This is a genomic window from Paracoccus shanxieyensis (assembly GCF_009711265.1).
Taxonomy (GTDB): Bacteria; Pseudomonadota; Alphaproteobacteria; order Rhodobacterales; family Rhodobacteraceae; genus Paracoccus; species Paracoccus shanxieyensis.
Genome location: NZ_WMII01000001.1, coordinates 137,728 through 151,219 on the forward strand (window position 1 = coordinate 137,728; position 13,492 = coordinate 151,219).

Annotated in this window: 13 protein-coding genes and 1 tRNA gene; 5 read left to right on the plus strand and 9 right to left on the minus strand. The window is 65.0% G+C overall.

Going from position 1 to position 13,492, the window contains the following annotated elements:
• The 6 genes from dxs to dapF form a co-directional block, all read right to left on the minus strand.
• Nucleotides 1–1,917: a 1-deoxy-D-xylulose-5-phosphate synthase gene (gene dxs, locus GL284_RS00670; RefSeq protein ID WP_155042723.1), complete on the minus strand. Its 1,917-nt coding sequence runs from the start codon at nt 1,915–1,917 to the stop codon at nt 1–3.
• A 22-nt stretch (nt 1,918–1,939) separates the two neighbouring features.
• The gene (locus tag GL284_RS00675) at nt 1,940–2,803 is read right to left on the minus strand and encodes a polyprenyl synthetase family protein (protein ID WP_155042724.1); all 864 of its coding nucleotides are present in this window, start codon (nt 2,801–2,803) and stop codon (nt 1,940–1,942) included.
• Nucleotides 2,803–3,039, minus strand: a complete 237-nt coding sequence (locus GL284_RS00680) for an exodeoxyribonuclease VII small subunit (RefSeq protein ID WP_155042725.1) — start codon at nt 3,037–3,039, stop codon at nt 2,803–2,805. The genes GL284_RS00675 and GL284_RS00680 overlap by 1 nt, the downstream gene beginning before the upstream one ends.
• The gene (locus GL284_RS00685) at nt 3,036–3,953 is read right to left on the minus strand and encodes a histone deacetylase family protein (RefSeq protein ID WP_155042968.1); all 918 of its coding nucleotides are present in this window, start codon (nt 3,951–3,953) and stop codon (nt 3,036–3,038) included. Before GL284_RS00685 ends, GL284_RS00680 begins: the two co-directional genes overlap by 4 nt.
• A gap of 108 nt (nt 3,954–4,061) precedes the next feature.
• Complete coding sequence (gene mtaB / locus GL284_RS00690; protein WP_155042726.1) at nt 4,062–5,318, minus strand: tRNA (N(6)-L-threonylcarbamoyladenosine(37)-C(2))-methylthiotransferase MtaB; 1,257 nt, start codon at nt 5,316–5,318, stop codon at nt 4,062–4,064.
• Nucleotides 5,315–6,142 (minus strand): diaminopimelate epimerase, encoded by an 828-nt coding sequence (gene dapF, locus GL284_RS00695; protein WP_155042727.1) that lies wholly within the window; start codon nt 6,140–6,142, stop codon nt 5,315–5,317. The genes mtaB and dapF overlap by 4 nt, the downstream gene beginning before the upstream one ends.
• 97 nt (nt 6,143–6,239) lie before the next feature.
• On the opposite strand from dapF, the gene GL284_RS00700 reads away from it, so the two are divergent.
• Nucleotides 6,240–6,315, plus strand: a tRNA-Lys gene (locus tag GL284_RS00700).
• 118 nt (nt 6,316–6,433) lie between these two features.
• Here the strand turns inward: GL284_RS00700 and GL284_RS00705 are convergent.
• The gene (locus tag GL284_RS00705) at nt 6,434–7,168 is read right to left on the minus strand and encodes a YoaK family protein (protein ID WP_155042728.1); all 735 of its coding nucleotides are present in this window, start codon (nt 7,166–7,168) and stop codon (nt 6,434–6,436) included.
• 279 nt (nt 7,169–7,447) lie between these two features.
• On the opposite strand from GL284_RS00705, the gene choX reads away from it, so the two are divergent.
• Both choX and betC read left to right on the plus strand, forming a co-directional pair.
• The gene (choX, locus tag GL284_RS00710; protein ID WP_155042729.1) at nt 7,448–8,386 is read left to right on the plus strand and encodes a choline ABC transporter substrate-binding protein; all 939 of its coding nucleotides are present in this window, start codon (nt 7,448–7,450) and stop codon (nt 8,384–8,386) included.
• Entirely contained in the window at nt 8,387–9,883 is a 1,497-nt protein-coding gene (gene betC / locus GL284_RS00715) for a choline-sulfatase (RefSeq protein WP_155042730.1), read from the plus strand.
• Nucleotide 9,884: 1 nt separating this feature from the next.
• Here the strand turns inward: betC and GL284_RS00720 are convergent, their stop codons facing one another.
• Both GL284_RS00720 and GL284_RS00725 read right to left on the minus strand, forming a co-directional pair.
• A complete protein-coding gene (locus tag GL284_RS00720; protein WP_155042731.1) occupies nt 9,885–10,937 on the minus strand; it encodes a glycosyltransferase 61 family protein in 1,053 nt (350 codons plus the stop codon).
• Nucleotides 10,938–10,955: 18 nt separating this feature from the next.
• The gene (locus GL284_RS00725; protein WP_155042732.1) at nt 10,956–11,258 is read right to left on the minus strand and encodes an antibiotic biosynthesis monooxygenase; all 303 of its coding nucleotides are present in this window, start codon (nt 11,256–11,258) and stop codon (nt 10,956–10,958) included.
• Nucleotides 11,259–11,419: 161 nt separating this feature from the next.
• Between GL284_RS00725 and GL284_RS00730 the strand changes: the two genes are divergently transcribed.
• Together GL284_RS00730 and GL284_RS00735 are read left to right on the plus strand one after the other, a co-directional pair.
• Entirely contained in the window at nt 11,420–12,841 is a 1,422-nt protein-coding gene (locus tag GL284_RS00730) for a cryptochrome/photolyase family protein (protein ID WP_196216689.1), read from the plus strand.
• Between the two features lie 73 nt (nt 12,842–12,914).
• Nucleotides 12,915–13,487, plus strand: a complete 573-nt coding sequence (locus tag GL284_RS00735; protein ID WP_155042734.1) for a DUF1269 domain-containing protein — start codon at nt 12,915–12,917, stop codon at nt 13,485–13,487.
• Nucleotides 13,488–13,492 lie beyond the last annotated feature (5 nt).

Genomic DNA, 13,492 nt, shown 5'->3' on the forward strand with positions numbered 1-13,492 from the left:
TCAGGCACGTTTGGCGATGGCCACGCCCAGGACCTCAAGCACCTTGGCCTTGATGTCCGGGGCGGACATGCGGGCTTCGCGATACATGGCATCGGGGCTGGCATGATCAATGAAGGTATCGGGAAGCACCATCTGACGGAAGCGCAAGCCGGTGTCAAAAACCCCTTCATCGGCAAGAAGTTGCGCGACAAGCGAGCCGAAGCCCCCCACCGAGCCCTCTTCGATGGTGATCAGCGCGTCATGCGTGCGGGCAAGCCGCAGGATCAGATCGCGGTCCAGAGGCTTTGCGAAACGCGCGTCCACCACGGTCGGGCTGATGCCTGCGGCCAGCAATTCCTCGCGCGCGCGCATGACCTCGGCCAGGCGGGTGCCAAAGGACAGGATGGCCACGCCCTTGCCCTCGCAGATGGTGCGGCCCTTGCCGATCTGCAGCGGCTGGCCGCGTTCGGGCATTTCCACGCCCATCCCCTCGCCACGCGGATAGCGGAAGGCGATGGGGCCGTCGTCATAGGCGGCGGCGGTGGCGACCATGTGGCACAGCTCGGCCTCATCCGCGGCGGCCATGACCACCATGCCCGGCAGGTTCGCCATGAAGGCCACGTCGAAGGCGCCTGCATGGGTCGCGCCATCCGCCCCGACCAGCCCGGCCCGGTCGATGGCGAAGCGCACGGGCAGGCGCTGGATCGCCACGTCATGCACCACCTGATCGTAGCCGCGCTGCAAAAACGTCGAATACAGCGCGCAGAAGGGTTTCATCCCCCCCGCCGCCAGACCGGCGCTGAAGGTCACCGCATGTTGTTCGGCAATGCCCACATCGAAACAGCGGCGGGGGAAACGCTCGGCGAACAGGTTCAGGCCGGTGCCATCGGGCATGGCCGCCGTCACCGCGACGATCTTGTCATCGCGCGACGCCTGATCGGTCAGGGCGCGGGCAAAGACGCTGGTATAGCTGGGCGCATTGGATTTCGCCTTGGCCTGCGTGCCGGTCGCCACGTCGAATTTCGCGGTGGCATGGCCCTTGTCGGCGGCGCGTTCGGCGGGGGCGTAGCCCTTGCCCTTTTTCGTCACCGCATGGATCAGCACCGGGCCTGTGGCGCGGGCTTTCAGCGTGCGCAGCAGCGGCAGCAACTGTTCCAGATCATGACCATCGACCGGCCCGATATAGGAAAAGCCCAGCTCCTCGAACAGGGTGCCGCCGACGGTCATACCCTTCAGCATTTCCTTGGCGCGGCGCGCGCCTTCCTGCATGGGCGGCGGCAGGAAGCCCACCGCGCCCTTGGCCACGGATTTCAGTTCCTGAAACGGACCTTCGGCATAAAGCCGGGTCAGATAGCGCGACAGCGCCCCGGTCGGCGGCGCGATGGACATTTCATTGTCGTTCAGCACGACAAAGACGCGCTTGCCCAGATCGCCCGCATTGTTCATCGCCTCGAACGCCATGCCGGCGGTCATGGCCCCGTCGCCGATCACCGCGATCGCATCGCCCGGATCGCCGCCCAGTTCGCGCGCCATGGCAAAGCCCACCGCCGCCGAGATCGAGGTCGAGCTGTGCCCCGCCCCGAACGGATCATAGGCGCTTTCCGAGCGCTTGGTGAACCCCGACAGCCCGCCTTCGGTCCGCAGCGTGCGGATGCGGTCGCGCCGGCCGGTCAGGATCTTGTGCGGATAGCACTGATGGCCCACGTCCCAGATGATCTTGTCGCGCGGCGTGTCAAAGACCGCGTGCAGCGCCACGGTCAGTTCCACGACCCCCAGACCCGCGCCCAGATGGCCGCCGGTGACGGACACCGCGCTGATGGTTTCGGCGCGCAGTTCATCGGCAAGCTGGCACAACTCGCGGTCCGTCAGGGCCTTCATGTCCGAAGGCAGGTTCACCCGATCCAGAACGGGCGTAGCGGGGCGGTCGGTCTGGCTCATGGCTGACCCTTTCTTCAGGGAATTACGAGGCGCGCTCGACGACATAACGCGCCAACTGGCGCAGGTTTCCGGCGGCCTCGCCATAGGGATCAAGGGCGGCTTCGGCGGAACGGACCAGTTTGCGGGCCTTGTCCTCGGCACCGTCAAGGCCCAGCAGCGACACGAAGGTCGCCTTGTTGGCGTCGCTGTCCTTGTGGATGCGCTTGCCGGTGTCTTCCTCGTTGCCGGTCACGTCCAGAATGTCGTCCTGAATCTGGAAGGCCAGCCCGACCGCGCGGGCATAATCGGTCATGGCGTCGGTATCCTCGCCCGACATGATCGCCCCCGACACCGCCGAGAACACGATCAGCGCGCCGGTCTTGGCGCTTTGCAGCCGCTTGACGGCCACGATGTCCAAAGGCTCGACGGCCTCTTCGGCGGCGATATCCAGGGCCTGCCCCCAGACCATGCCGCGCGCGCCGACAGAGTCCGCGAATGCCTGTATCAGCGCCAGACGGCGGTCGGGCGCGATGGCCGCAGCCCCGGCCAGCAGGCCGAATGCCAGCGTCTGCAGCGCGTCGCCCGCCAGAATCGCCGTGGCCTCGGACCATTGCACATGCACGGTGGGCAGGCCGCGGCGCAGATCGTCGTCATCCATTGCAGGCAGATCGTCATGGACCAGCGAATAGGCGTGCAGCGCCTCGACCGCGGCCGCCACGGGCAGCGCATCGGCATCGGCGATGCCATGCAGCCGGGCCGATTCCAGCACCAGAAACGCCCGCAGCCGCTTGCCGCCGATGCAGGCGTAACGCATCGCGTCGGTCAGCTCGCCTTCGGGCAGGTGCGCCATCGCCTCATCCAGCGCGGCCTGCACCTGCGCTTTCACATCCGCCAGACGGTCCTGCATCACAGCCCCTCGACCGGGACGGTTCCGTTGGGCTGGCCATTGGCCGCAAGGGTGATCTTTTCCACGCGCTCCTCGGCGGCGCGCAGCACCTTGTCGCAATGCGCCCGCAGCTTGGCGCCGCGTTCGTAAAGCGCGATGGATTCCTCAAGCGTGGCCTCGCCATGTTCCAGCTTGCCGACCGTCGCTTCAAGTTCGCGCATCGCCTCCTCAAAGGACATGTTCTCGATCTCGCTCATGCGGCCGTCTCCTTTAGCACCTCGACATGGGCACGCGCCGAGCGTCCCAAAGCGCCAAGATCATAGCCGCCTTCAAGCACCGATACCACCGGGGCCGAACACAAGGCCGCCGCATCGCAGATCATCCGGGAAATCGCCGTAAAATCAGCCTCGTCCCAGTCAAGCGCCGCCAGCGGGTCATGGGCATGGGCATCGAATCCCGCCGAGACCAGCACCAGTTGCGGCTGCCATTCGGTCACGCGGTCGCAGATCTGGCGCCACGCCGCGCGGGCCGGTTCGCCGTCCGAGCCGGCATGCAGCGGCATGTTCATCACATTGCCATCCACGCCGCGTTCATTGGCCGCGCCGGTGCTGGGATAAAGCGGATATTGATGCGTCGAGGCAAACAGCGACCGGGTTTCGTTCCACAGGATGTCTTGCGTGCCATTGCCGTGATGCACGTCGAAATCCAGCACCGCCACGCGGTCCAGCCCGTGATGCTGCAGCGCCCGCAGCGCGCCGATGGCAATCGAGTTCAAGATGCAGAACCCCATCGCCTTGGCGCGTTCGGCGTGATGGCCGGGCGGGCGCATGGCGACAAAGGCATTGCGGTCCTGCCCCGCCAGAACGGCATCGACCGCATCGCAGACGCCGCCGACCGCATGACGCGCCGCGACCAGACTGCCGGGCGACAGATAGGTATCGGCATCCAGCATCGCCCAGCCTTCATCGGGCAGCTTGCGGCGGATCATCGACAGATAGGTTTGCGGATGGGCACGCAGGATATCGTCATCGCGGGCATCCGATGCCTCGCGCCGGTCCAGATCCAGCCCCTCCAGCGCGGACATGACCGCTTCCAGCCGGGCCGCCTGTTCAGGGTGGCTGGGCGGCGTCACATGCTGAAAACCCGAGGGATGCGTGTAAAGCAATGTCATCGGCAAAGGATTATGCGGCAGTTTCATGACGGGCAAGCGATCAGTCAGTAACTTGCCTGAAATGTCAGGATCGGCTTGGGCATTTGCCCGCAAGCTGGGCAAAACAACTTATGCGGTCAGGCGTTGGCCATCATGCCCCTTGATCGCAACCTGAATCAATGAGCCCTCGGGCATGTCGCGATCAAACGAGACCTCGGTGAAATGTTCTGTCCGGGCAAGACGCGGACCTTCGGTCAGCACCAGCCGGGTTTCGCCCAGTTGCGCGCCCAGATGCAGGGCCAGCGCGGCATCGCCCTTGGCCCGCAGACGCGCGGCGCGGTCCTTGATCTGGGGGCCCTGCACCTTGGGCATCCGCGCGGCGGGCGTGCCCTTGCGCGCGGAATACGGAAAGACATGCAGGAAGGTCAGGCCGCAATCATCGACCAGCTTCAGGCTGTTTTCAAACATCGCCTCGGTCTCGGTCGGGAAACCGGCGATGATGTCGGCACCGAAGACGATGCCCGGACGCAGACGGCGGGCATCCTCGCAAAAGCGGATGGCATCGTCGCGCAGGTGGCGGCGCTTCATCCGCTTCAGGATCATGTCATCGCCCGCCTGCAGGGACAGGTGCAGATGCGGCATCAGGCGCGGTTCGGTGGCGATGGCCAGCATCAGGTTCTCATCCGCCTCGATGCTGTCGATGCTGCTGATGCGCAGGCGCGGCAGATCCGGCACCAGCCGCAGGATGCGCATGACCAGATCGCCCAGCTTCGGCTGGCCCGGCAGATCCGCGCCCCAACTGGTCAGATCGACGCCGGTCAGCACCACCTCGTTGAAGCCACGGTCGCGCAGGCGCTTGATCTGGTCGATCACCACCCCCGCCGGGACCGAGCGCGAATTGCCCCGGCCATAGGGGATGATGCAGAAGGTGCAGCGATGGTCGCAGCCGTTCTGGACCTGCACATAGGCGCGATGGCGGCCAAAGCCGTCGATCAGATGGCCCGCGGTTTCCTTGACCGACATGATGTCATCGACCTGCACCTTTTCGGTGTCGCCGATCAGATCGGGGGCCTGCATCCGCTGCCATGTTTCGGGCAGCATCTTTTCGTGGTTGCCGACAACGCGCGTGACCTCGGCCATGGCGGCGAATGTCTCGGGCTCAGTCTGTGCGGCGCAGCCGGTGACGATGACCGGCGCGCCGGGATTTTCCCGCGCCAGCCTGCGGATTTCCTGCCGCGCCTTGCGCACGGCCTCGGCCGTCACGGCGCAGGTGTTCACGATCACCGCGCCCTGCAGCCCGGCGGATTGCGCCATTTCGCGCATCGCCTCGGTCTCATAGGCATTCAGGCGGCAGCCCAGGGTGGCGAAAACCGGCGCGTTCGTCATCCCCGCCACACTCCGTCAAAGACATGCGCCGTGGGGCCGGTCATCCAGACCCCGTCGTCGCGCCAGTCGATCTGCAAAACGCCCCCCGGCACATTGACCTTGACCCGCCGCCCGGTCAGGCCACGGCGCGCGGCGGCGACCACGGCCGCGCAACTGCACGACCCCGAGGCCAGCGTGATCCCCGTCCCGCGTTCCCAGATGCGCAGGATGATTTCGCTGTCCGAGACGATCTGCACCAGTTCGACATTGGCGCGCTGCGGGTACAGCGGGTGATGTTCGTGCAGCGATCCGAAAGCGGGCAGGTCGATGGCCGCCACATCGGGCATGAAGAAGGTCATATGCGGATTGCCCATGCCCGTCGCGACCGGATCGCCCGCGATGGGCAGGTGCAGCGTGTCGATGTCCTGCGCCAGCGGGATCTTGTCCCAGTCCAGCACCGGCGCGCCCATGTTGACGCGGGTCAGCCCCTGCCCCGCATCCTCGGCCAGAAGCACGGCGTGATCGGTGGCCAGACGCAGACTGGCCGCGCCCGACTGATCCATCAGATAGCGCGCGACGCAGCGCGTGGCATTGCCGCACGCCCCGGACACCGAGCCATCCGCGTTAAAGAACACCAGCCGCGCATCGGCGTTTTCCCCCGGCAGCACCACGGCCAGCTGATCGAAGCCGACCCCGAAATGCCGGTCCGCCATGGCCGAGACCGTCGCAGCATCAGGCAGCCCGCCGGACTGGCGGGCATCGAGGACGACGAAATCATTGCCCAGCCCATGCATCTTCATGAAGGGCAAATGCGGGCGCTTACCCGGGTTTTGCTGCTGTTCCATGACGCCCACATAATCCCGTCGCAAAGATTCTGCCAGAGGCGGCGTTTTTTGCGCTTGACCCCATCCGCCACCGCCACTAGGAAGCCCCCCGTGATGTGGGCCCATAGCTCAGTTGGTAGAGCAACTGACTTTTAATCAGTGGGTCACAGGTTCGAATCCTGTTGGGCTCACCACTTTATCCAAGCGAAAGCAAAGCGCTGCGGAAAAGCCGGAAATGCGGTTTTCCCCTGCAGGCCGTAAGATCCTGCCATGATTTGACCTGCGCAGACACGCTGGCTGGCGCTGTTCTGGTCAGCGCCGCAGCAAGGACGGCAGCGACAGGGCGAACAAGATGCCCGCCAGCAGCAGAAACACCGCAAATCCCATGGCGTGAAAGCCCGCCGCCCCGGCAAGTCCGCCAATCAGAAACGCGCCGATCAGTGACGAGAGGATCCGCAGCTTCTGGTGATGCATCGAAATGCCGGATTGCGGGAACAGCATGCCGCACAGCGCGCGGCCGAACTCTATGCCGATATCCGTCACCATGCCCGTCGCGTGGGTCGTGCGCACCCGAGCATAGGATATCTTGGTGATGGTGGCATTCTGCATCCCCATGATGAAGCACAGACAGCCCAGCGAAAGCAGCCGCCCCGCAGGCCCGCCCAGCACCCCTGCAACGGCAAAGCAGACAAGAAACGCGCCCTGCACCGCAAGGGGGATCGCATAGCGCTGTCTGCTGTGCCGCAAGCGCGCCCAGTTGATCAGAAGGCTGCTGAGCGCAGCCCCGCCCGTGAACGACGACACCGCCCATGCCGCCACGCCCGCCACGGCAAACCCGCCCGAGGCCAAGCTGTCGGCAAATTGCGACAGATACCCCGTCATATGCGAGGTATATTGCCCCAAGGCAAAGAAGCCGCCCGCATTCGCGGCCCCGGCGATGAAGGCCAGCACCTTCGCCAAGGCGAAATCCGACCCCATCGAGCGGCGGTGCCCGACCAATGCCCGCGCCGAGGCGCCGGGACGCCTGACGAATCTATGCTGAAGCATTCCAACGGGCCATCAATCATCTTTTTCCGGGCTGCGGGCAGGCAAACTGATTCGCCCGCTTCTGAACTTAAAGCATCCGCAACCGGAAACGTACGCGTGCTCTGCGTCCGGGCGACGTGCCCTTCCGGCAAGGCCATGTGGCAGATCACGACAGCTTCATGACGGTGCCGCAACGCGGCATGATCTGACGCTTGCGTCCCGCTGCGCGCTATGGGCTGATTGGCGCAGCAAGCCGGGACCGCCCATGGTCGCGGCAGACGCGTTAACCAGAGGTCCAGCATGTCGAAAATCACCCGAGTTTCCGCCGCCCTGATCGCCACGATGGCGGTGACCCCCGCCTTGGCGAATGACCCCGAAAGCTGCGCGACCGTGCGGCTGTCCGATCCCGGCTGGACCGACATCACCGCCACGAACGGCGTGGCCAATGCGGTTCTGACCGGGCTTGGCTACAAGCCCGACATCAAGACCCTGTCCGTGCCGATCGGGTATGAGGCGCTGAAGAACGGCGAAACCGACGTATTCCTTGGCAACTGGATGCCGGCGCAGCAGAAATTCCGCGATGATCTGGAAGCCTCGGGCAAGACCGAGGAGCTGGTGCAGAACCTTGAGGGTGCGAAGTTCACGCTGGCCGTGACCGATGCCGCCAAGGATCTGAACATCAAGGATTTCGCCGATCTGGACGCCCATAAGGACGCCTTCGACGGCAAGATCTACGGGATCGAGCCGGGCGCGCCTGCCAACCAGTCCATCGCCACGATGATCGCCGATGACAAGTTCGGCCTTGGCGACTGGGAGCTGGTGGAATCGGGCGAACAGGCCATGCTGGCGCAGGTCGCGCGCAATGACGCGGCGGGCAAGCCCTCGGTGTTTCTGGCATGGGCGCCGCATCCGATGAACGTGAACCTTGCCATCACCTATCTGTCGGGCGGCGATGCGGAATTCGGCCCGGATTTCGGCGGCGCGACCGTGCATACCGTGGCGCGCAAGGCTTGGGCCGAAGAATGCCCGAACGCGGCCAAGCTGTTCAAGCAGATGGTGTTCAGCGTCGATCAGGAAAACACGCTGATGGGCAATATCCTGAACGAATCGACCGATCCCGCCGATGCCGCAAAGGCATGGATCGAAGCCAACCCCGAACCCGTCGCCAAATGGCTGGACGGTGTGACGACGCTTGACGGTCAACCCGGCGCCGAAGCAGTCATGGCCTCGGTGAAATAATTGACCCGTCCGAATATCCTTATCGTCATGGCCGATCAGCTGTCGGGGGTGCTTTTCCCCGACGGCCCGGCCGAATTCCTGCACGTTCCGAACCTGCGCAAGCTGGCCGCACGCTCGACCCGCTATGCGAATGCCTATACCGGCAGCCCGCTTTGCGCGCCGGGCCGCGCCAGCTTCATGTCGGGCCAGTTGCCGCGCCGCACGCGGGTCTATGACAATGCCGCCGAATTCGTCAGCGACATTCCGACCTATGCCCATCACCTGCGCCGCGCGGGCTATCAGACCTGCCTGTCGGGCAAGATGCATTTCGTCGGCCCCGACCAGCTGCACGGCTATGAAGAGCGCCTGACCACCGATATCTATCCCGCCGATTTCGGCTGGACGCCGGATTACCGCAAACCGGGCGAACGGATCGACTGGTGGTATCACAACCTGGGCAGCGTCACCGGCGCGGGTGTGGCCGAGATCAGCAACCAGTATGAATATGATGACGAGGTCGCCTATAACGCGACGCGCAAGCTTTACGATCTGGCGCGCGGCGGGGATGACCGGCCGTGGTGCCTGACCGTCAGCTTTACCCATCCGCATGACCCCTATGTCGCGCGGCGCAAATACTGGGATCTGTATGACGGCATCCCGGAAATCGAGCCGCCCGAAACCATGTCCTATGATGACATGGATCCGCATTCCCAGCGCCTGATGGATGCCTGCGACTGGCGCGGGCTGACGGTGACACCCGATCACATCCGCCGCGCGCGTCAGGGCTATTTCGCCAATATCAGCTATATCGACGACAAGCTGGGCGAGTTGATGGACGTGCTGGAACGGACGCGGCAAGAGGCCATCGTGGTGTTTCTGTCCGATCACGGCGACATGCTGGGCGAACGTGGCCTGTGGTTCAAGATGAACTTCTTCGAGGGCTCGGCGCGGGTGCCGCTGATGATCTCGGCGCCCGGCATGGCTGCGGGGCTGGTGGAGACGCCGGTCTCGACCATCGACGTGCTGCCGACGATCTGCGATCTGGCGGGCATCTCGATGGATGAGATCATGCCATGGACCGATGGCCGCTCGCTGGCGCAGGGCGCGGCGGAACGCGGGCCGGTGGCGATGGAATATGCCGCCGAAGGCTCGATCACGCCGCTGGTCTGCCTGCGCGATGGGGACTGGAAATACATCGCCTGCCCCGCCGATCCCGAGATGCTGTTCAACCTTGCAGACGACCCGGCCGAGCGGGTGAACCGCGCCACCGACCCGGCCGCCGCCGAACCGCTGGAGCGTCTGCGCGCCATGGCGGGCGCGCGCTGGGATCTGCAGGCCTATGACGCCGAGGTGCGCGAAAGTCAGGCGCGGCGCTGGATCGTCTATGAGGCGCTGCGCAATGGTGCCTATTTCCCGTGGGACCACCAGCCTCTGATGAAGGCGTCCGAGCGCTATATGCGCAACCACATGGACCTGAACATCCTTGAGGAATCCAAGCGCTTTCCGCGCGGCGAATAGCTCAGTCGAACAGGTCCAGCGTCCGGGCCAGATCGTCCCAGCCGAGGGTGAAGACCGTGTCATTGCCCTCGGCCACCACCAGTCCGAATCGCTGATCCAGCCGGTCGGACAATTGCTTCAGCGTCGCCGCCACCCGGTCCGGCGGCTGGATCGGCACGATGGCCGCCCCTGCGGGGGCCACGTTGATGCCGTGGACCAGATGGCTGCCCTCGACCCCGACGATGGCGCGGGCCGCGCCGCAAGCCTCGATCAGTTCGGCGGCTGTGGCTTTCAACGGGTCGATGACCAGAAAGCCGCGCTGGGTCGCCAGTTTCTCGGCCAGTTCGGTTTCGTTCTGCAAGAAGCGCATATCGCCCCCCATGCCGCGCAGCAGGAACACGCCCGGCACCGGCGTCGGGTCGCGCCCGGCCAGCAGCGACTGGCGCAAATCGCGCTGCCGCCGCCATTTGTCGGCATTGTTCGACAGATCGCCGAACAGGATCAGCTCATCGAAATGCAGATCACCCAAGGCACGCTTTGGCGCGATCCCCAGCATCGCCTCGTATTCGGCGGCATGGCTGCCGGGTTTCGGCACGGGGGCGGTGGTCATCGCCATCCCGGTTTTCTGCGCCAGCGGCCACGCGACCAGCGCATCCATCAGCCAGCTTCCGAACCAGCGATTGGTGGTCCATGTCTCATACAAGGCGCCGCTGACGGATTGCCGGGGGCGGAAGGCCAGCCCGAAGCGGCGGCGGCGGTTGCGCAGGTGCTGTTCGGCCCCGTTGCGATACAAGACCCCGTCCACAAGGTCGATGTCGCGAAAGCGCCAGCCCATGGTCGGGCCTTCCGCAGCCTCGCCATGGCGGGTCAGCGCCTCGACGGTTTCGGGCAGGTTCGCGAACACGCTGGCGCGGATGCGGTCGGGCTGACCGGGCAGATACAGCGCGGGACGGAATTCCAGCAGACCGCCCGGCGCCTCTTGCCAGGTCTCGACCGCGCCATCGGTGAATTCGGGCTGCGGTTGGCCAAGCAGCCGTCGCATCCGGGCGCTGTAGGGGCGAAGCGGGTTCAGCATCGTCAGGGTCGCTTGGGCTTAGGCGCGGTCTTCGACCAGCACGGGGGTGTAAAAGGTCTTGCTGCGGCGCGTTTCCATCATCGGATCGATCAGCGCGATGCAGCGGCGGAAATGGTCGGTCTGGCGGTGGGTATCCAGCGCAGCATCGTCGCGAAACACCTCATAGACGTGAAAGCTGTTCTCATCCTCGGGGTCGCACAGCAGATCAAAGCGGATATTGCCCGGCTCGCGCCGCGTGCCGTCGCAATTCAGGCGGAACGCCTTGATAAAGGCGTCGCGCTGTCCCGGCAGCACCTTGATGTGAACAAGCTGAACCAGCATGAGAAAAACACACTCCTGACGGGAAAACACCGAACCGTGATCGCTATTTGGCGCAGGAGTCCGGGGGCATGGCAAGACCGGAACCGCTTTGGCATGTGCGATTTTCTGCAACCCGATGCATAGGGATCGGCGTTCAGGTGCAGCATCTTTGGAACCAGCCCATGACGACGATTTTCTGGCTTTGCCGCGATTTCCGCCTTTCCGACAATCCCGCGCTGGCCGCTGCGGCCAAGGACGGGCCAATCGCCCCGGTCTTTGTGATCGACAGCGCGCTGATGGATCAAGGCGCGGCCAGCCGCTGGCGGCTGCAACGCGGGCTGGCCGCCTTTGACACGGCGCTGCGGGAAAAGACCGGGCACGGCGTCACCATCCTGCGCGGAGAGGCCAGTGACGTTCTGCCCAAGCTGGCCCGCCAGATCGGGGCCGGGGCCATCCATGCCAGCGACTGGCCCTGCGCGCCCATGCGCAAGGCGCAGGACGCGTTGCGCAAGGCGCTGGGGGATGTGACGCTGTGTCTGCATGCGGGTCATCTGCTGATCCATCCGCGCATGATCCGGACCAAGACCGGCGGCAGCTACAAGGTCTATACCCCCTTTGCGCGCGCCGTGCGCGAGGCGGGTCCGGACAAACCCGTCAACCGCCCCCGCGACATCGCGATTGCCGCCGATCTGCCCAAGGGCGAGGATCTGGCGAAGCTGAACCTTGCCCCCGACATGCGCTCGGGCGCGGCTGTGCTGGACCGCCACGCCCTGCCCGCCGGTGAGGATGCCGCAGCCACCCGGCTCGAGCGGTTTCTGGATCACGCCAAGGGCTATGGCGAAGGGCGCGACCGGCTGGATATGGACGTGACCTCGGGGCTGGCCGAGGCGCTGGCGCTGGGGGAAATCAGCCCGCGCACGGTCTGGGCCCGCAGCATGGCCCGCATCCAGGACGACCGCACCAGCGCCGATGACGCGCGCAAATTCCTGTCCGAAGTGCTGTGGCGGGAATTCGCATGGCATCTGCTGGTCGAATTCCCGCAGATGGACAGCCGCAACTGGCGCGAGGACTGGATGGAATTCCCCTGGAGGCCGCGCGGCGCCGGGCTGGAGGCATGGCAGCAGGCCCGCACCGGCATCCCCGCCGTCGATGCCGGCCTGCGCGAGATGCGGGTGACGGGAAGGATGCACAACCGCGTGCGCATGATCGTCGCAAGCTACCTGACCAAGCATCTGATGATCGACTGGCGTGCCGGGCTGCGGCACTTTGCCGACAGCCTGACCGACTGGGATCCGGCCAGCAATGCGATGAACTGGCAATGGGTGGCGGGGTCGGGGCCGGATGCCTCGCCCTTCTTCCGCATCTTCAACCCGGTGACGCAGGCCGAGAAATTCGACCCCAAAGGCGCATATCGTCGCCGCTGGCTGCTGGGATATGACGGCAGCACTGCCGACACGGCGCGCGATTATTTCGACGCCATTCCCAAAGGATGGGAGGTGCCGGATGCCTACAAGTCAGGCGATGCCCAGCGGAAGCTGGCCGAACGTCGCGTCGCGGCCCTTGATGCCTATGGCCAGATGCGCGAAAAGTTACAGTCCTTGTAATATTTCGTTACCTCAAGGGTGCTATCACACGACTTCAGTGCCCGCGTTTCCTGTTTCATGAAAGGAACCCGAGATGTCCGATCTTCTTGTCATCGCCTTTGACGATGAAACCACCGGCTTCGATCTGCGCAGCGAACTTGTGAAGATGCAGAAGGAATATCTGATCCAGCTTGAGGATGCGGTCGTCGTCACCCGCCCCACCGCCGAGGATATCCAGTTGCATCAGGCCGTGAACCTGACTGCGGCCGGCGCGATGGGCGGCGGCTTCTGGGGCACGCTGGTCGGCCTGATCTTTCTGAACCCGCTGGTCGGTGCGGCTGTCGGCGCGGCCTCGGGCGCGCTGGCCGGTCGTTTCACCGATATCGGCATCAATGACGATTTCATGCGCGATCTGGGCCATTCGATCCAGCCGGGCGGCTCGGCGGTGTTCATCCTTGTGCGCAAGATGACCGCCGACAAGGTGCTGGAACGGATCGAGGGCTTCCATGTCCGCGGCCGCGTGCTGCAGACCTCGTTGCCCAATGAACAGGAAGACAAGCTGCGCGAAGCCTTTGCCGGCGGCAAGCTGCGCAGCGCCGTCGGGATGCCGGAAGCCGAGGTCGAGGAAAAAGTGCCGGTCGCCGCGGCCTTCTCGTCGTCGTCGTAAAGCCT

Excerpts from the sequence above, each read along its gene's own strand:
- dxs (WP_155042723.1), bottom strand. The coding sequence starts at position 1,917 with ATGAGCCAGACCGACCGCCCCGCTACGCCCGTTCTGGATCGGGTGAAC.
- GL284_RS00675 (WP_155042724.1), bottom strand. The coding sequence starts at position 2,803 with ATGCAGGACCGTCTGGCGGATGTGAAAGCGCAGGTGCAGGCCGCGCTG.
- GL284_RS00680 (WP_155042725.1), bottom strand. The coding sequence starts at position 3,039 with ATGAGCGAGATCGAGAACATGTCCTTTGAGGAGGCGATGCGCGAACTT.
- GL284_RS00685 (WP_155042968.1), bottom strand. The coding sequence starts at position 3,953 with ATGACATTGCTTTACACGCATCCCTCGGGTTTTCAGCATGTGACGCCG.
- mtaB (WP_155042726.1), bottom strand. The coding sequence starts at position 5,318 with ATGACGAACGCGCCGGTTTTCGCCACCCTGGGCTGCCGCCTGAATGCC.
- dapF (WP_155042727.1), bottom strand. The coding sequence starts at position 6,142 with ATGGAACAGCAGCAAAACCCGGGTAAGCGCCCGCATTTGCCCTTCATG.
- GL284_RS00705 (WP_155042728.1), bottom strand. The coding sequence starts at position 7,168 with ATGCTTCAGCATAGATTCGTCAGGCGTCCCGGCGCCTCGGCGCGGGCA.
- choX (WP_155042729.1), top strand. The coding sequence starts at position 7,448 with ATGTCGAAAATCACCCGAGTTTCCGCCGCCCTGATCGCCACGATGGCG.
- GL284_RS00720 (WP_155042731.1), bottom strand. The coding sequence starts at position 10,937 with ATGCTGAACCCGCTTCGCCCCTACAGCGCCCGGATGCGACGGCTGCTT.
- GL284_RS00725 (WP_155042732.1), bottom strand. The coding sequence starts at position 11,258 with ATGCTGGTTCAGCTTGTTCACATCAAGGTGCTGCCGGGACAGCGCGAC.
- GL284_RS00730 (WP_196216689.1), top strand. The coding sequence starts at position 11,420 with ATGACGACGATTTTCTGGCTTTGCCGCGATTTCCGCCTTTCCGACAAT.
- GL284_RS00735 (WP_155042734.1), top strand. The coding sequence starts at position 12,915 with ATGTCCGATCTTCTTGTCATCGCCTTTGACGATGAAACCACCGGCTTC.